Below are 16365 nucleotides of genomic sequence, written 5' to 3'. Positions count from 1 at the left end.
AAAAAGATTTAGATATTAAGAAATATAGCATAAGGAGTTTCTATTTAATGTTTTACTATTCACATCTAGGAGACGTTGGTCTTGAAGAACTTACACTTGCCTGGAATCGTTGCTGGCAGGGATATTATTACGAAATGCACTACACTGTACCACAAATGCAAGCGTGGTTAGAGAAGTGTCGGATCGATTTATTACATTCCGTAGCATTGAGAAGCTCCCACCAACTCATTGGCTTTTCTCTTTTAGCAGTAGAAAACCATATGGGTTGGATTGCGGGGACTTGTATCGATCCGGAGTTTAGGGGGCAACAACTTTTTCACCCCCTTTTAGAGAATCAAATAGTAAGAGCGGAGTCACTTCAATTAAAAGGAATTCAACTTGAAGTATTGAGTCATAATCATGCTGGTAAGATATATGAACGAGTTGGCTTTCAAAAAAAACGTGACCTTTATGTTTATCGCTACCATAATGGTATTCCTTTAACTTGCGCTAACTTAGACCGTGGGTGTTCTTTACGGAAAGCAAATCTATCCGATTACTTTCAAGCAAGAAATGAGGCCGGTTTTCATCCTCCTTGGCAGAGACAGGAAGAATACCTTAAGCGCTATACATCACTGAGAGCTTGGCTCAATTCAGAAGGAACTTCCGGAATACTTATGCCACAGGAAAGCCTTGTGATATTGGATGCATGGACCATGGCTTGGGAACAGGTGGAGAAACTCATAAGCTCTATTCTAAACATTACTCAAGGCGAATTTGTATTGACGAATCAACCTAAGGATTGGCTGACAGCCTATTTAAGCCGACACGGAGTAAATCCCAAGGATATACAATATGAAATGGTTTATACTATGCACCCATCAAGTATTGAAACATAAAATAAAAGTAGAATTCTTATTCGATGACATATTTAAAGAATGATCGCATACACTAAAAAAGTGAGGGTGAAGAATTAGTTAAGGAAGATCCTATTTTTACCTATTGCCATAAATTGATAAATTTGTTATAGTTGAGAAATACAATATGAAGGGGGGAGTTCAATGAGCGATAATGATAAGCTTGTAATTGAAGCGATACTAGCTTCTATTGGATTAGAATCGATTAAGATTCCTAACTCAAAGATTAGCTGTAAACAGCAGTAATCAGCTACAAGGCCAATCGAATCCATAGAAAGGATCTGGTAATTTGTCGGTCACCCAACAAACGATGTGTAACCTAGATATTTTCTGTGCACCCAGGTAATGCGAGTTCCTATTAGAATAGGTAACTCGCTTTTACTATTAATGACATTTCATGTATAATAGAGACACGATAGTGTGAATAATGGGGTGACTTTATTGAAACCACATATTTTGGGTATAGCTGGGAGTCCACGCCGTAACGGTAATACGGATCGGTTATTAAGAGAAGCTATTAAAGCACTGGCTGAAACCGGCTATTCCACCGAAATCATCAATATTCGCGATCTTCAATTCTCACCATGTCTAGGGTGCAATGCTTGTTCGAAAACAGGCCAGTGTGTTCAAAAAGATGATATTCAATATCTTCAAGAACGACTTGTGGCCGCTGACCGTATCATTGTGGCGGCACCTGTGTTTTTTATGGGGATTAACGCTCAAACTAAAGCAGTAATTGATCGTATGCAGACTTTTTGGGCTTTAAAATATGTCTTTAAACAACCCGTAATCACAGAATCAGAACGATTGCCTCGTTACGGGCTTTTTCTTTCGGCAGCAGGGACTCGATTCCCGGATGTCTTTACTTGCGCCGAGCGGGCCGTAAAGAATCTTTATCATGTTTTAGATATCAAATATTATGGAAGTTGTGCCTATAAAGGAATAGATCAGGCCGGGGATATCGATCTTCACCACTCAGCCTTCAGCGAAGTACATGCAAAAGCCTTAGCCCTTGCTCAGCTATAAAATGAGGATCGGTTGGTATTTACTAATTCACTTAAAAATGTGATTAAATTGTGAAAATTCCTCTAAAAATAATATTAGGACTATGCTATACTAGCCTTAGGTTTTATTAGCTTACCCTATCCCGTAAAAAATAGAGTATGGAAAGGATAGTTGCATATGGCAGAGCCTATCAATCCTCAAGAAACCAAAATTGCTATCGTCACAGATAGTGCTTGTGATTTGGAACCGGAGATTATTAGAGAATATGGCATTGAAGTCGTACCTTTACATATAATTTATCATGACCGTGAGTATCGAGATCGTGTAGATATCTCACCGCAAGAAGTCTATGATGCTTTGGAGCAGGAGGTTCCCAAAACATCCTTGCCGTCTCCCGCTGAGATTCAAGCGGTTTTTAATCGTTTACGTGAACAAAAGGTAACCCATATTTTGGCGTTGCATCTATCCAGTGGACTCAGTGGTACATATCAAGCTGTTTCACTTATAGCCCAGGAATTTAAAGATATGATTATTGAGGTTGTTGATACAAAGACTCTTTCCATGGGCCTAGGAATGACTGTCATTGAGGCTGCTCGGGAGAGCCGGCGTACCTTGGATTTCGAACAAGTAGTAGCTTCAGCTAAGAAGGCTGTTGAGCAAATCAAGGGCTATTATGTCCTCTCTACATTAGAATATTTGAAAAAGGGCGGAAGAATCGGATATGTTGCCGGTACAATTGGGGAATTGCTTAATCTTAAGCCGATTATTTCTATTAATGAAGAGGGCAAATATTTTACTTTTGCTAAAGTTCGCGGACGGGAGCAGTCTTTAAAACGCTTAAAACAAGTTCTCTTGGACCATTTGAAGGAGAGCATTGCCAGTGTAGCTATCGTCCATGGTGGTTCGGAAGCTGAAGCCCGTAATTTGGAAAAAATAGCTCGCGAGCACCCTAACACAAAAGAAGTATTTTTCGGTCAAGTCAGTCCTGCCTTGGGTGTTCATACAGGGCCGGGTCTCGTTGGGCTTTTGGTCTATCCTTCACTTCAAAAGTAGTGTTAAAGATGAAAGATATGTACTATTAAGAAGATAAGATATGCAAGCAATACCTGGTTGGCTCCACTCGCCATAAGCTTACAGATTACTCTGTGAGCTTCTTTGCACTATGAGAGAGTCTTTCGCCGAAAGAGAGTATCTGATTGACTGTGGTATATGTGGTTATATGGAAGGAGAAGAAATCGATGATTCAAGAGCGTTACCAATTTTGGCTGACCAGTCCCTATTTCGATAATGATACCCGCTCTGAAGTCGCAGGCATTAAGGATAAGAAAGAGATAGAGGACCGGTTTTATATGGATTTGGAATTTGGCACCGGGGGACTACGAGGTGTACTGGGTGCCGGTACCAATCGTATGAATATCTATGTCATTCGCAAAGCAACTCAAGGCTTGGCTGACTTAATCCTTGAAGAAGGAGAAGAGGGGAAGAAGCGGGGGGTAGTTATTGCCTATGATTCCCGTCGTCTTTCTGATCGTTTTGCGAAAGAGGCTGCTTTAGTGCTTGCCGGCAACGGAATTAAGGCCTATATATTTGAGGATCTGCGCCCGACTCCAGAGCTTTCTTTCACAGTTCGCCACCTTAAGGCTCAAGCAGGAATTGTGATTACTGCCAGCCACAACCCTAAGGAATATAATGGCTATAAGGTGTATTGGGAGGATGGAGGTCAGGTCCCGCCAGGCCGTGCAGACCAAATTTTGGCCTATATAAAGGGTCATCAACGTTGGGATGATATCTTCCCCCTTGGGGAGGCGGAAGCTCGGGACAAGGGACTCTTGGTGGAGATTGGTGAAGAGATTGATTCAGTTTATTTGAGCAAGGTCAAAGAATTGGCTTTATATCCGGAACTTTCCCGGACAAAGGGAAGCAATCTATCCGTTGTCTATACTCCTTTGCATGGAGCAGGGAATATGTTGGTGAGAAGAATCTTAACCGACATGGGCTATTCTGTATTTACTGTTCCCGAACAAGAGGAGCCGGATCCGGAATTTACAACGGTTCCTTATCCTAATCCTGAAATTCCCACCACTTTTGATTTGGCTAAAAAATATGGTGAAGCTGTAAATGCCCATATGTTAATCGCTACAGACCCCGATGCAGACCGTCTGGGAATGGCATTTCGAACACCTCAAGGGGATTATCAGCAGCTCACGGGGAATCAAGTAGGAACCCTTTTGAGCTATTATCTTCTCAGCCAAAAGAAGAAACTTGGTATTTTACCTGATAATGCCGTCGTCATTAAAACGATTGCCTCTACGGATCTTGCCGATCTCATGGTCAAGGATTTAGGAGTTCAAATTGAAAATGTTCTCACCGGGTTTAAATTCATTGCCGAGAAAGAGCAGGAAATGGAAGCCCAAGGAAATGGAGATTTTCAATTCGGTTTTGAAGAGAGTTATGGGTATTTAGCCGGACATTTTGTACGAGATAAGGACGCAGTGATCGCTTCTCTCTTACTTGCGGAAGCGGCTCTTTACTATCAGGAAGTAGAAGGCCGTTCATTACTGCAAGTCTTAGAGGATATCTATGAGAAGTATGGTTATTTTATTGATGATCAGATCTCCATTACCTTGGAAGGCAAAGAAGGTAGGGAGAAAATGGTGAAGATGATGGCTAAACTCCGTGAGACCGATGTAAAGTTCTTCGGGGGTATTCCCATCGAATGCATTGACGATTATGAGTTGAGGAAAGGAAGAAGGATGATTTCCCCCCTCCATAGTTATACTCTTTCTCTTCCCCAATCCAATGTCATCCGCTATTCTTTCCAGGGCGGGGGGTTTGTCATGGCCCGTCCTTCAGGAACAGAGCCTAAAATTAAATTTTACTTCAATATTAGAGAATCTGATCCGGAACAGCTCCCCAACACCTTAGAACGTGTTAAAAAGGATTTGCTTGAGCTCATCGAAGATTAGTGCACCTTGAGTTAAGACCGAAATACAGATTGCTTCGCCTGGAAATGCCTTCTCCATCAGTTTTTTTGAGTGGAGATGGCATTTTCGTTTTGCATGCCCAATTTCTTCCATAAGCCTTAAAATTAATTGTAATGTTATCAGAGATATATTACCGCTTTATATCGAAAATGTGGTAAGTGCTGATACGAGAAACTTTGTTGAGAAACACTTGTCAGAATGCGAAAGTTGCAAAGATGAATTGAAAATACTGCAGGCCCCAATAGAATTAGCGATAGATAATGATACAAGGGCTTTTAAGAACATCAAAAAGAAGTGGAACCGTAAAAAGCTTTGGGTTTCTATCATAACTACTGTCATTGTAACCGTTTTATTTATATCAGGTCTTTTTCTATATCACCTTGAACTTCCGGTAAACTATTCAGAAACACAGATCTGGACAGAAGAAGTGACTATGCAGGGAGGCCTTAAATCTTTTCAAGTAAATATTATGGGATACAATATTGAAATGGTTGAAGTGTCGCCTCAAGATTTTAGTGAAAAAAGCCATTCAACACATCATTATAGAATTTTTCGCACAACATTTCTCCGGAATATATTTACCTCTGCTGACCGTTTAGTTGCCGTAGGTGTTCCGGAATATTGGCATGAAATTGATAACTTCAAAAGCACTCTTGTCATTGAGTTTGCAGATAAGAGCCTCATCTATAGAAATGGACAGCTTATGGAGTAGCTGCGCGTTTACCCTCAGGTGCCGAGCCTGGGGGTTTTGTTTTGGGCGGGTGTTCATGGTGCTAAGCTGTGCTGGTATGATCACCTTTGTGGTCGAGGGAGTATCGGCAGATGGATGAAAAGCGGCTCGAGTCAGGTAGCTTTCTGCTTAAGCCCGAAAGACAGCCCAAGGATTTTGATTTCCGGCAGGGAACGGATTTAAGCGAGCAGGAAAGCAATCTTCGCGAAAAGACAGCAGCGGAGTCGGGTTGGAAACAGGACGTTTCCAACCGCCCATTGAGAACAAGTGCGAAAGCAGTGCTTTCGAGGAGCGATTTGGGCGGAGTCCCGACGGAGCGGAGGTCTTGAGCGATTAGATTGCTCCGCGCAGCTTATAGAGTGAACGCCGAAAGCCAAAATCCTGGAGATTGAACTTTCGGGGTTTTTTCAGGATAGAAAGAAGGTCAAAAATAATCAAATTTTCTCTGACCAATATTGACCTTTATTAGTAAAGGGATTTATAATAGAATTATAAAATTTTACCAAAGCTAGTTTAGGCATTGATCAAGGAGGGATTGCCATGTCTTTTGATACAAACCGCTTTACCCAAAAATCTCAGGAAGCCATTATTCAAGCTCAAACTATGGCGGAGCGCAATGGCAATAGTCAAGTGGAGCCTGAGCATTTGCTCTTATCTCTTCTGGAACAAGGAGAGGGTGTCGTTCCTCAAGTTTTAACAAAGCTAAATATTCCAGTGGGGGCTTTAGCTCAAAAAGTGCGCCAAGAGATTAATCGTTTCCCACGCATGATGGGGTCCAATGTTCAATTGACCATTTCCTCCCGTCTGCGGACTGTATTGGTCTCGGCTCACGATGAAATGGAGATCTTCAAGGATGAATATGTAAGTACCGAACATCTTTTGCTGGCGATTCTCAGTCAAGCTGGAGGAGCAGCGGAAAAAGTTCTTAAACAAGAAGGTTTAAATCGCGAGAAACTCCTTCAGGCTCTGCGCGAGGTTAGAGGGACCCAACGGGTTACGAGCCAGACACCGGAAGGCACCTATCGCGCCCTTGAACAATATGGACGCAATCTCGTGGAACAAGCACGCCGGGGAAAATTGGATCCGGTAATAGGCCGTGATGAGGAAATTCGCCGCGTCATCCAAATTCTCTCCCGCAAGACCAAAAACAACCCCGTTCTCATCGGGGAGCCCGGTGTTGGAAAAACTGCCATTGTCGAAGGCTTGGCTCAACGGATCGTCCGTGGTGATGTTCCTGAATCGGTGAAAGATAAGAAGATCATTGCTCTGGATATGGGGTCATTGATTGCCGGAGCGAAATACCGGGGAGAATTTGAGGAACGACTTAAAGCCGTTCTTAAGGAAGTTCAGGAACGAGAGGATATTATTCTCTTTATCGATGAACTGCATACGGTGGTAGGAGCAGGGGCTGCGGAAGGGGCAATGGATGCGGGTAATATGCTCAAACCCATGCTTGCCCGGGGTGAGCTTCATATGGTAGGCGCCACAACATTGGATGAATATCGCAAATTTATTGAAAAGGATGCCGCCCTCGAACGGCGTTTTCAACCGGTTATGGTAGGGGCTCCCAGTGTTGAGGATACTATCTCCATATTGCGGGGGCTCAAAGAACGCTATGAAACTCATCATGGAGTGCGAATTACCGATGGAGCCATTATCGCAGCGGCAGTTCTTTCTGATCGCTATATCAGCGATCGTTTCCTGCCGGATAAAGCCATCGACCTTATCGATGAAGCAGCTGCCCGCATGCGTATGGAAATCACCAGTGACCCCTATGAACTGGATCAAATCAAACGCAGAATTCTGCAACTGGAAATTGAACGAGAGGCCTTAAAGAAGGAAAAAGACGAGGGCAGTAAGGAACGTCTTGAAAAAATCGAAGAGGACCTGGCTAACCATAAAGAAGAACGTAGTGCCCTGGAAGCTCAGCTCCAAGGTGAAAGAGAAGTTCTGGCAACAATCAATTCACTAAAGGAAAACATTGATCAGACCCGTCTTAAAATGGAACAAGCACAGCAAGCTTTTGATTATAACAAAGCGGCTGAGCTTCAATATGGAGTATTGCCAAAGCTGGAGAAGGATCTCAATGCTTTAGAAGAGCAGCTTCGTAATCGTAAGAATACTTTGCTCAAGCAAGAAGTAGGGGAAGAGGACATTGCTGAAGTGGTGGCTAAATGGACTCAAGTTCCTGTTGCCAGACTTTTGGAAAGTGAAATGGAAAAACTAGTTCATATGGAAGAGCGTATCCATCAACGGGTGATAGGACAAGAAGAGGCTGTGAAGGCAGTAGCCGATGCTGTGCGCAGATCGAGAGCAGGCCTGCAAGACCCCAACCGGCCCTTAGGTTCTTTCTTGTTCCTTGGTCCCACAGGGGTAGGAAAGACGGAGTTGGCTAAGGCTCTGGCTGAATTTCTCTTTGATGATGAACAAGGGATAGTTCGAATCGACATGTCGGAATATATGGAAAAGCACACCGTTTCTCGCCTGATCGGTGCTCCTCCAGGGTATGTAGGCTATGAAGAGGGTGGCCAGTTGACTGAAGCAGTGAGGCGTAAACCTTATAGTGTGGTGCTCTTTGATGAAGTGGAAAAAGCTCATGGGGACGTCTTTAATGTTTTGCTTCAGCTTCTCGATGACGGTCGCTTAACCGATGGACAAGGACGAGTGGTTAATTTTAAGAATACAGTGGTCATTCTTACCAGTAATATCGCCAGTCCTTTGATTCAAGAATTGACTGCCTCGGGGGCTTCACAAGAAGCTCTGCGTTCCCGGGTCACAGAGGAACTCAAAGTTTATTTTCGACCGGAATTTTTAAATCGTTTGGATGAAATTATTGTCTTTCATCCTCTTGGTCAGGAGCATATTGGTTCAATCGTTCAAATTCAGATAAACAGGTTGCGCGACTATCTGGCTCCTCGCAAGATTACCTTGGGGCTTTCCGATGCAGCATTAAATAAGATCATTCAACAGGGGTATGACCCGGTCTATGGAGCGAGACCCCTGAAAAGGGTCATCCAGCAGAATCTCCAAAATCCTTTGGCCATGAAAATTCTTCAGGGAGTCATACATGAAGGAGATCATGTCGTGGTCAAGCTTGATCCTCAAGGCGAGCTTCTGTTTGAAAGGTCGGAATAGCAGCTTGCATCCTGCCAAAGAACACTATAAACTAGAGTTGGAATAATTTTGTGAATGTTCAACTAGGGTACAGCACAAAATGGCAGGATATTATTGCAAGAGGAAGTGTCGCATGAAACATTCAAAAACAGATCTCATTATATTTGCTATAGCCATGATTTTTATCTTCTTTTCCGGGCGACTTGAACCGAACGTTCGTTTAATCATCACAGGTTTACTGATCGTCGTTATCTTGATTAACAGAGGATTCTCTCCCAAAAAAGGAGATAAGAAGGAAGTTAAGAAAGAATGAAAAGGTGGGTTTTTCTGACCAATGTCACGACAGAAGTTGAGGCGGACATTATCATCGGCCTCCTTGAGCAAGAGGGAATTCTTGCTCAAAAGGCTTACCCAGGGGCGGGAAACCTCAAAGTGACATATGGCTTGATCAATGGGGTCGAGATCTATGTTCCTGAGGAACGGGCTAAGCAAGCCAAGGAGATATTAAGTGCCGAGAGCGCGAGGAATGCTGCGGATGATGTCCCAGACCTTGATAATGAAAGCGGACATTAGCAACAAAACTGAAAAGGGAGTGTCACCAAACTACTTTTTGTAGTCAGTGATACTCCCTTTTCCTCTTCTTAATTATCCGGCTACTTCACGGTCGCGATAGGCCATTACTTTACGCCGTATTCTTTGAATGGCATTATCCAGAGACTTTGAGCTTACACCAAGATGTTGAGTGATTTCTCGCTGTTTCATTCCTATAAGGTAATGATAGCGAAAAACTTTGAGCTCTAAATCAGAGAACCCATTCATGAGTTCCTGTAAAAAAACACGGGTTTCATCTAGAGCAATAACCTTTTTTTCAGGATCATCATGGGTCGTCACAAAGTTTATAAAGCAATCCGCCTTATCATCAGCCAATACATTATTCAATGAATAAGCTTCATTGAGATTGAGATGTTTTTGTCTATTATGAGCACGTAAACTATCAATGAGCTTTCTCTTAATAACCATGCGGAGAAAGTGAAGGAAAGGAATCTCCGAGGTGGGATTATAGGATACGATTGCTTTGTATATGGCAATCCGGCCTTCTTGAAGCAAGTCGTCATACTCGGCCCGATGGAGAAAATACTTGTAGGCGATTTTGCGGATTTCGGGTTCATAGTATTCAATAAGCCAATTCAATGAATCCTGATTACCAGAGCGCGCTGCTTCAAGTTGCGCATCGATGTCTGTCAAAAGAGTGCCATGTGAAGCCATGCGCTCATCTCCTTATCAAAGATATAGACTCAGTCTTTAGTCTAAGAAAATAATAGTTCTTTGACAAGGCACATGTTTTGGATAACTACCCAATTTTATCTAATTATCAAAGACTATTACTGAATCATTTTTAACAGATTGACCGTTTCGATAGCGGTGATTGCAGAATCAAAGCCTTTATTACCGGCTTTTGTTCCGGCCCGTTCAATGGCTTGTTCAATGGTATCTGTGGTTAATACACCGAAAATAACAGGAAGCTTGGTTTCTAAACCGACATGGGCGACACCTTTGCTCACTTCGGCACTGACAAAGTCAAAATGGGGTGTAGCTCCGCGAATAACGGCTCCTAAGCAGATAACGGCATCATATTTTTGGGTTTCGGCCATTTTTTGAGCAACTAAAGGAATTTCAAAGGCTCCGGGAACCCAGGCGATTTCAATATCGCTTTCAGCGACACCATGGCGGCGCAGAGCGTCAAGGGCTCCTCCTACCAGCTTATTCGTAATAAATTCGTTGAAACGAGCAGCGACAATACCAAATTTTAATCCTTCAGCAATCAGTTTACCTTCATAAGTCATCATAGTTTTTCATCCTTTCTAAAATCATGAATTGATATATTGAATATTAACGAACGCTGGATAGATAGTGCCCCATTTTAGTTTTCTTAGTATGCATATAATACTCGTTCTCGGGCTTAACAGGCATTTCCATAGGGACACGCTCTTGAATCTCCAGACCATAGCCTTCCAATCCGACGATCTTCCGGGGATTATTGGTCATCAGTCGTACCTTGCGAATGCCTAAGTCGACAAGAATTTGAGCACCTACTCCGTAATCCCTAAGGTCTGCAGGGAAACCTAAAGCAAGATTGGCCTCGACAGTATCTTTTCCTTCTTCTTGCAGTTTGTAGGCTCTCATTTTATTGAGCAACCCAATTCCACGGCCTTCTTGGCGCATATAGAGCAATACCCCTCGGCCTTCTTTTTGGATACTTTCCAGAGCTGCGGCCAGCTGATCGCCACAGTCACAGCGACGGGAATGGAAAACATCTCCGGTCAAGCATTCTGAGTGAACCCGTACCAGTACCGGTTCACCATCGTCCACATCTCCTTTAACCAAAGCCACATGTTCCTGTCCATCCAATAAACTCCGGTAACCCACTGCTTTGAAGTCCCCAAAATCTGTGGGGAGTTGAATACCGACAATGCGTTCGACCAATTTTTCTTTTTGGCGCCGGAAATGAATGAGCTCTTTGATGGTAACGATTTTGAGATCGTGTTTTTTAACGAATTCCATAAGATCGGGAACACGGGCCATCGTTCCATCGTCTTTTAAGATCTCGCAAATGACACCTGCCGGTTGAAAACCTGCTAATCGAGCAAGATCCACAGCACCTTCTGTATGTCCTGCACGAACAAGAACTCCTCCTTCCCGGGCCTTAAGAGGGAAGATATGTCCTGGGCGGCGGAGGTCTTCAGGGCGGCTCTGCGGGTCCAGCAAGACTTTTACAGTATCTGCCCGTTCAAAAGCGGAGATTCCCGTTGTGGTATTGTATCCATCCACACTCACGGTAAAGGCGGTTCCATGGGGATCCGTATTGTGGGTCACCATGGGATCAAGGTTCAAGGCTTGAATGCGTTCTGATATCATGGGGACGCAGATTAAGCCGCGGCCATAGGTGGCCATAAAATTGATAGCCTCAGGAGTTGCTTTCTCTGCAGCCATCAGCAGATCTCCTTCGTTTTCCCGCTCTTCGTCATCAACGACGACAATCATTTTACCTTCGCGAATGTCTGCGATGGCTTCTTCAATGGTGTTAAATTGAAATTTCATTTTAATCACTCCTCCACAAACTCTAAACTAGATGAATCCGTTTTCGGATAAGAAACTCATAGATAAATCTTTTTTAGGGGCTTCTTTTTTCTCCATGAATCGTGCCACATATTTTCCGATAATGTCGGTCTCGAGGTTAACCATGTCTCCCACACCCTTAAAGCCTAGAGTGGTTTCCTGGCGAGTATGGGGGATTAGGGATACGGTAAAAGCTTGAGGAAGAACATCCACTACGGTAAGTGAAATTCCATCAATGGCAATAGAGCCTTTGGGTAAAACATAGTTTAAGAGTTCAGAGGAAGCTTTGATTTCAAAGACCCGAGCGATTCCCACCGGGGTAATCTTTTGAATGGTGCCAATTCCGTCCACATGACCGCTCACCAGATGGCCGCCCAAGCGAGTGGAAAGCTGAAGGGCTCGTTCTAAGTTTACCCGTGTTCCTCGACTGCATTCTTTAAGATTGGTCTTATTTAAAGTTTCAGCCATGACGTCCACGGTAAATAAATTTCCCTGCATCTTCACCACAGTGAGACATATCCCGTTAACGGCGATACTATCCCCGATTTGGGTTCCTTGGAGGACTTTAGTGCCTTCCAGGGTTAACTGAGCGGAATCGGGAAGAATCTTTAGATCGGTTACCTTACCTAATTCCTCGATGATACCAGTAAACATGTTGACTCACCTCTCTTAACTTCTTAATCTGAATAATTTACCTTAGCTCGAACCCGAAGATCTCCGGTTCCTCCATTGATCTCTAAGAATTCTAAAGGAATAGCCTGTGTCATCAAAGGAAGATTCAATCCGGTCAGAGGGGAAGGACCCTTGCCTCCTATGAGCTTTGGTGCATAGATAAACTCTACTTCATCGATAAGTTGGTCGTGGAGAAGGGAGCCCGCCAGCCCACCACCGCCCTCTAGCAACACAGAGTTCCAACCTCGTTTCACTAAATCCCCGAGCAGGTGCCTTAAAGGGACATAACGGGGTGAGTCATATTTCCAAACCTCTACATTCTCTATACTTTGCAATGCATTCAGTTTATCCAGCGGGGCAGAGGCACTGGTTGCGATAATACAAGGTGCCGAGCAGGAGGAAGTAAGTACTGCAGATTGAAGAGGAATTTTCAATTCTCCATCCACTATCAAGCGTACCGGGTCACGGCCTTCATCAACCCGGCAATTCAAAGCAGGATCATCATGCAGCACGGTTTCACTGCCCACCATAATCACATCGAACCGATTGCGCAACTGGTGGACATAAGCACGGGATGCTTCATTGGTGATCCATTTTGAGTCCCCTGATTCCGTTGCTATTTTGCCATCAAGCGTTAAAGCCGATTTGTAGAGGAGAAAAGGCAGTCCGGTTTGAATTTCTTTAAGAAAGCCCTTGTTTAAAGACTTGGCTTCCTTTTCTTTAAGTCCGACATCAACCTGGATACCGGCTTCCCGCAAACGGGCGACCCCTTGCCCACCTACTAAGGGATTAGGATCCACCATAGATACTACTACCCGTTCTATTCCGGCCTTAATCAGTGCGTCGGCACAGGGAGGGGTTTTCCCGAAATGAGAACAAGGCTCTAAAGTGACATATGCCGTGGCTCCTTGGGCATGTTTCCCGGCTGCTTTTAGAGCGTGGACTTCTGCATGGGGAGTGCCGGCTTTTTGATGATACCCTTCTCCTACGATAGCACCATCTTTAACGATGACACATCCGACGAGGGGATTAGGACTGGTCCTCCCCATGGCCAGGGCTGCTAATTCCAGAGCCCGAGACATGTAATGATTATCTAGTTCCATGTGATCGCCACCGTTTCTCATCCTTGAGTTGGTTTTGTTTAGTTTTGCCATAAAACCATATGAAAAAACCCCAGAGTTCATCCTCTGGGGCATCGAAAATCACAGCAAATAAAAAGCGCAATAAGCACTTAAATTTCCTCTTCTCATCCAGACTTTACTGTCGGCTCTGGAATTACACCAGATCTGCCATAGTGGCTCGCGGGCTTGACCGCCGGTATGGAGTTTCACCAATCCCCAGAGGTATTCAATTACTGAATCTATAATACTCCAAGTTATTAATGAATTCAACCCCCAGAGGAAATTTAGACCGTTTCAGGGGGGTGAGGTGGATGGTGCTGTACATATTCATCCCGCAGCAACCCCATGAGGATGGCATCGTGATACTCACCTAATACAAATCGTGCTTCTCTTAACCTTCCCTCAACCTTAAAACCGAGTTTCTCATAAGCCTTCAAAGCACGCAGATTTCCGTCCCATAAATCAAGACTCAAGCGATGAAAATTCCATTGATAAAAAAGATAGTTTATAAGCACCTTTAAAGCGTCCGTACCATAGCCCCGACTCCAATAGTCACGTTCTCCAATGATTATGAACAGGACTGCTGAGCGGGCTGGAATGTTAACCTCCCGATAGCCTATAGTCCCGATGGGTTCTTGCTCTTCATTGAGAATGATATAGCGGCCGCAATCTTTATTCGGAGTAAAAAAGCGTTCTTCGATGTCTTCTTCACTAAGCATTGTGCTTAAAGGCCAGGCGGCGTTTGCCCAATAATTAACGTTTTGGTCATTATACCATTTATGATAAATAGGGATATCATCGGGCTCAAGTGGACGGAGAAAGGTCTTTTTTCCCTGCAACATAGTTTAGCCTCCAAGTGACATTGATGGGATAATCTATTATGATAATTATTTCTAAAAAAAGCGTGTCCTAATCCTATGAGGGATAGTACACGCTCTAAGCTCTATTCAATGGTCGGGGTAGCGGGACTTGAACCCACGGCCTCCTGCTCCCGAAGCAGGCGCGCTACCAAACTGCGCTATACCCCGTTTTATCGAACATTTTATAATATAACAAAATGCTCACAAGCTGTCAAGCTATCAAGGTTTTTTTCATATTATACTATAGAATAGGGACGAGTCAGAGGCTTTTAACCAAGATGCTAAGTATTCATGTCACTATTTTGATCTATGCTTGAGTTGATAGGATGTCCGTTTTCCGATATACTTAAATTTGTATATTGGAAAATAAAGATGAGTTTCCGAAATGAAACAGATAAAAGAGCGGGGGAGAAAAATTGAAAAAAACCGCAATAATTATGGATTCTACGGGATATTTAACCAGTGATATTATTAAGGAATATGATATTCGTGTTGTCACATTGAATGTGAATATTGGCGACGAAACTTTTCAAGAAATCGACTTAACCAATAGGTCATTCTTTGGAAAGCTAGAGAAAATATCCGGTTCCTCAACCACTTCACAACCTGCGGTAGGTGCTTTCCTGGAAACTTATAAATCGGTGTTGTCTGAAGGCTATGACGAAATTATAAGTATTCATCTATCTCAAAAGATCAGCGGCACTTATGCCTCAGCCGTCATGGCAAAGGATTTGTTGGAAAATGCCAATATCCACATTTTTGATTCGGGTTCTTCAGCTTTAGGCTTAGGTTTATTGACCTGGGCAGCTGCAGATTGGGCAAGGGAAGGGTTTAATGCTCAAGAGATTTTGGGAAAGCTGGACACATTACGACCATTATGCGAACTTTATTTCATCGTCGACACATTAGAATTTCTTCACCGGGGCGGGAGAATTGGTGGAGCTTCGGCTCTTTTCGGAACTTTGCTCCAAATTAAGCCTATTCTCTACTTTAACAGTGAAGGGATTATTGATGTTTTTGAAAAAGTGCGCTCAAAAAATCGAGCATTGCAAAGAACCTATAAAGAGCTTGAACGAGCCTTATCCTCTAATAAGCCCCATCGGATCGCGGTGATTCATGTTGGAGCTGAGACTGAAGCGATCAGTATAGCTGAGGAACTCTCGCAAAAATACCAGGGTCAGGATATTCGAATTTTCGAGGCGGGTCCTGTCATCGCTACTCACGTGGGTCCGGGGGCACTTGGCCTTGCTTTCCATCCCTGGCCTCATTGACAGTAAAGGATGAAGTTATTTAGTCCGAGAAGGAATTGACAGTATATTTTTAATACTTTAAGTGAAGTATAGGCAAGATAAATAGTGGGATGATAGAGGCAGAGCCTTTTGTGGAGGTGTTAGCCCATGTTTAAAATCCCACGCCGATTGTTTTTCAAGGTTCAATATCCGACACTAAGACCTGGTGAACCCCTTGAATCTGCACAACTTGGCGATTTTTCCGATGAAGATATGCTTTTGACATCTTTAGATGATATTGAATGGGTAACTAATATTTTAGAACCGGAGCAGCAACGGGGGCCATCGGAAAATCCTTGATTCATTGTCTTGATTCTTAACTTTAGTGGACAGATAAAAAGTCTCAACCCTGTCATACGGGGCTGAGGCTTTTTGTGCATTATTCTGAAGATTTAAATTTTAATTGTACTCATATTTTAGAAGGAGTTACTGGAAATATAGGGAATACTATAATTAAAACTTTATTTCACAATTTAAAACTATTTGGTAAAAAAATAACTAGTTCATTTAATAAAATTTTCTGAATTTTTGAAGGAATTCAGTAAATTATGAAGAATACACTATACATTGTTTTGTC

17 protein-coding genes, 1 tRNA gene and 1 riboswitch are annotated in these 16365 nt (G+C 43.3%); of the genes, 11 read left to right on the top strand and 7 right to left on the bottom strand.

The window, feature by feature from the left end:
• Positions 1-47 precede the first annotated feature (47 nt).
• From DESDE_RS11080 to DESDE_RS11040, 9 genes are all read left to right on the top strand, one after another.
• Positions 48-878, top strand: a complete 831-nt coding sequence (locus tag DESDE_RS11080; RefSeq protein WP_014794107.1) for a GNAT family N-acetyltransferase — start codon at positions 48-50, stop codon at positions 876-878.
• A 459-nt stretch (positions 879-1337) separates the two neighbouring features.
• Complete coding sequence (locus DESDE_RS11075) at positions 1338-1922, top strand: flavodoxin family protein (RefSeq protein WP_028305539.1); 585 nt, start codon at positions 1338-1340, stop codon at positions 1920-1922.
• Positions 1923-2078: 156 nt separating this feature from the next.
• Positions 2079-2954, top strand: a complete 876-nt coding sequence (locus tag DESDE_RS11070) for a DegV family protein (protein WP_014794104.1) — start codon at positions 2079-2081, stop codon at positions 2952-2954.
• Positions 2955-3139: 185 nt separating this feature from the next.
• Positions 3140-4867: a phospho-sugar mutase gene (locus DESDE_RS11065; RefSeq protein WP_014794103.1), complete on the top strand. Its 1728-nt coding sequence runs from the start codon at positions 3140-3142 to the stop codon at positions 4865-4867.
• Between the two features lie 100 nt (positions 4868-4967).
• Positions 4968-5597, top strand: a complete 630-nt coding sequence (locus tag DESDE_RS11060) for a zf-HC2 domain-containing protein (protein ID WP_345787844.1) — start codon at positions 4968-4970, stop codon at positions 5595-5597.
• Between the two features lie 110 nt (positions 5598-5707).
• Complete coding sequence (locus DESDE_RS11055) at positions 5708-5944, top strand: hypothetical protein (protein ID WP_014794101.1); 237 nt, start codon at positions 5708-5710, stop codon at positions 5942-5944.
• A 211-nt stretch (positions 5945-6155) separates the two neighbouring features.
• The gene (clpB, locus tag DESDE_RS11050; protein ID WP_014794100.1) at positions 6156-8750 is read left to right on the top strand and encodes an ATP-dependent chaperone ClpB; all 2595 of its coding nucleotides are present in this window, start codon (positions 6156-6158) and stop codon (positions 8748-8750) included.
• Positions 8751-8862: 112 nt separating this feature from the next.
• On the top strand, positions 8863-9042 hold the full coding sequence (locus DESDE_RS11045; RefSeq protein ID WP_014794099.1) for a hypothetical protein: 180 nt from the start codon (positions 8863-8865) through the stop codon (positions 9040-9042).
• A complete protein-coding gene (locus DESDE_RS11040; RefSeq protein WP_014794098.1) occupies positions 9039-9302 on the top strand; it encodes a putative signal transducing protein in 264 nt (87 codons plus the stop codon). The genes DESDE_RS11045 and DESDE_RS11040 overlap by 4 nt, the downstream gene beginning before the upstream one ends.
• Before the next feature lie 72 nt (positions 9303-9374).
• On the opposite strand, the gene DESDE_RS11035 is transcribed toward DESDE_RS11040, so the two are convergent.
• The 7 genes from DESDE_RS11035 to DESDE_RS11005 form a co-directional block, all read right to left on the bottom strand.
• On the bottom strand, positions 9375-9995 hold the full coding sequence (locus tag DESDE_RS11035) for a sigma-70 family RNA polymerase sigma factor (protein ID WP_014794097.1): 621 nt from the start codon (positions 9993-9995) through the stop codon (positions 9375-9377).
• Positions 9996-10111: 116 nt separating this feature from the next.
• The gene (gene ribH / locus DESDE_RS11030; RefSeq protein ID WP_014794096.1) at positions 10112-10576 is read right to left on the bottom strand and encodes a 6,7-dimethyl-8-ribityllumazine synthase; all 465 of its coding nucleotides are present in this window, start codon (positions 10574-10576) and stop codon (positions 10112-10114) included.
• 43 nt (positions 10577-10619) lie between these two features.
• Complete coding sequence (locus DESDE_RS11025; RefSeq protein ID WP_014794095.1) at positions 10620-11828, bottom strand: bifunctional 3,4-dihydroxy-2-butanone-4-phosphate synthase/GTP cyclohydrolase II; 1209 nt, start codon at positions 11826-11828, stop codon at positions 10620-10622.
• 27 nt (positions 11829-11855) lie between these two features.
• A complete protein-coding gene (locus DESDE_RS11020; protein WP_014794094.1) occupies positions 11856-12500 on the bottom strand; it encodes a riboflavin synthase in 645 nt (214 codons plus the stop codon).
• A gap of 23 nt (positions 12501-12523) precedes the next feature.
• Positions 12524-13621 carry a bifunctional diaminohydroxyphosphoribosylaminopyrimidine deaminase/5-amino-6-(5-phosphoribosylamino)uracil reductase RibD gene (ribD, locus tag DESDE_RS11015; protein WP_014794093.1) on the bottom strand — a complete coding sequence of 366 codons (1098 nt, stop codon included), beginning with the start codon at positions 13619-13621 and terminating at the stop codon, positions 12524-12526.
• Between the two features lie 131 nt (positions 13622-13752).
• Positions 13753-13867, bottom strand: a riboswitch (FMN riboswitch).
• Between the two features lie 56 nt (positions 13868-13923).
• Positions 13924-14481, bottom strand: a complete 558-nt coding sequence (locus DESDE_RS11010; protein WP_014794092.1) for a GNAT family N-acetyltransferase — start codon at positions 14479-14481, stop codon at positions 13924-13926.
• A 109-nt stretch (positions 14482-14590) separates the two neighbouring features.
• Positions 14591-14667: transfer RNA gene (locus DESDE_RS11005), tRNA-Pro, on the bottom strand.
• 248 nt (positions 14668-14915) lie between these two features.
• Between DESDE_RS11005 and DESDE_RS11000 the strand changes: the two genes are divergently transcribed.
• Together DESDE_RS11000 and DESDE_RS10995 are read left to right on the top strand one after the other, a co-directional pair.
• A complete protein-coding gene (locus tag DESDE_RS11000; RefSeq protein WP_014794091.1) occupies positions 14916-15770 on the top strand; it encodes a DegV family protein in 855 nt (284 codons plus the stop codon).
• Positions 15771-15896: 126 nt separating this feature from the next.
• A complete protein-coding gene (locus DESDE_RS10995; protein WP_014794090.1) occupies positions 15897-16088 on the top strand; it encodes a hypothetical protein in 192 nt (63 codons plus the stop codon).
• The last annotated feature ends 277 nt before the right edge of the window (positions 16089-16365 follow it).

The organism is Desulfitobacterium dehalogenans ATCC 51507, from assembly GCF_000243155.2.
In the GTDB taxonomy this organism is placed as follows: Bacteria; Bacillota; Desulfitobacteriia; order Desulfitobacteriales; family Desulfitobacteriaceae; genus Desulfitobacterium; species Desulfitobacterium dehalogenans.
Note: the sequence above shows the minus strand (reverse complement) of the source record. Positions and strands in the feature narration are given on the sequence as shown.

Coding starts and splice junctions, on each gene's coding strand:
- ribH (WP_014794096.1), bottom strand. CDS start 10,576: ATGATGACTTATGAAGGTAAACTGATTGCTGAAGGATTAAAATTTGGT.
- DESDE_RS11025 (WP_014794095.1), bottom strand. CDS start 11,828: ATGAAATTTCAATTTAACACCATTGAAGAAGCCATCGCAGACATTCGC.
- DESDE_RS11035 (WP_014794097.1), bottom strand. CDS start 9,995: ATGGCTTCACATGGCACTCTTTTGACAGACATCGATGCGCAACTTGAA.
- clpB (WP_014794100.1), top strand. CDS start 6,156: ATGTCTTTTGATACAAACCGCTTTACCCAAAAATCTCAGGAAGCCATT.
- DESDE_RS11070 (WP_014794104.1), top strand. CDS start 2,079: ATGGCAGAGCCTATCAATCCTCAAGAAACCAAAATTGCTATCGTCACA.
- DESDE_RS11045 (WP_014794099.1), top strand. CDS start 8,863: ATGAAACATTCAAAAACAGATCTCATTATATTTGCTATAGCCATGATT.
- ribD (WP_014794093.1), bottom strand. CDS start 13,621: ATGGAACTAGATAATCATTACATGTCTCGGGCTCTGGAATTAGCAGCC.
- DESDE_RS11040 (WP_014794098.1), top strand. CDS start 9,039: ATGAAAAGGTGGGTTTTTCTGACCAATGTCACGACAGAAGTTGAGGCG.
- DESDE_RS11010 (WP_014794092.1), bottom strand. CDS start 14,481: ATGTTGCAGGGAAAAAAGACCTTTCTCCGTCCACTTGAGCCCGATGAT.
- DESDE_RS11055 (WP_014794101.1), top strand. CDS start 5,708: ATGGATGAAAAGCGGCTCGAGTCAGGTAGCTTTCTGCTTAAGCCCGAA.
- DESDE_RS11080 (WP_014794107.1), top strand. CDS start 48: ATGTTTTACTATTCACATCTAGGAGACGTTGGTCTTGAAGAACTTACA.
- DESDE_RS11020 (WP_014794094.1), bottom strand. CDS start 12,500: ATGTTTACTGGTATCATCGAGGAATTAGGTAAGGTAACCGATCTAAAG.
- DESDE_RS11065 (WP_014794103.1), top strand. CDS start 3,140: ATGATTCAAGAGCGTTACCAATTTTGGCTGACCAGTCCCTATTTCGAT.
- DESDE_RS10995 (WP_014794090.1), top strand. CDS start 15,897: ATGTTTAAAATCCCACGCCGATTGTTTTTCAAGGTTCAATATCCGACA.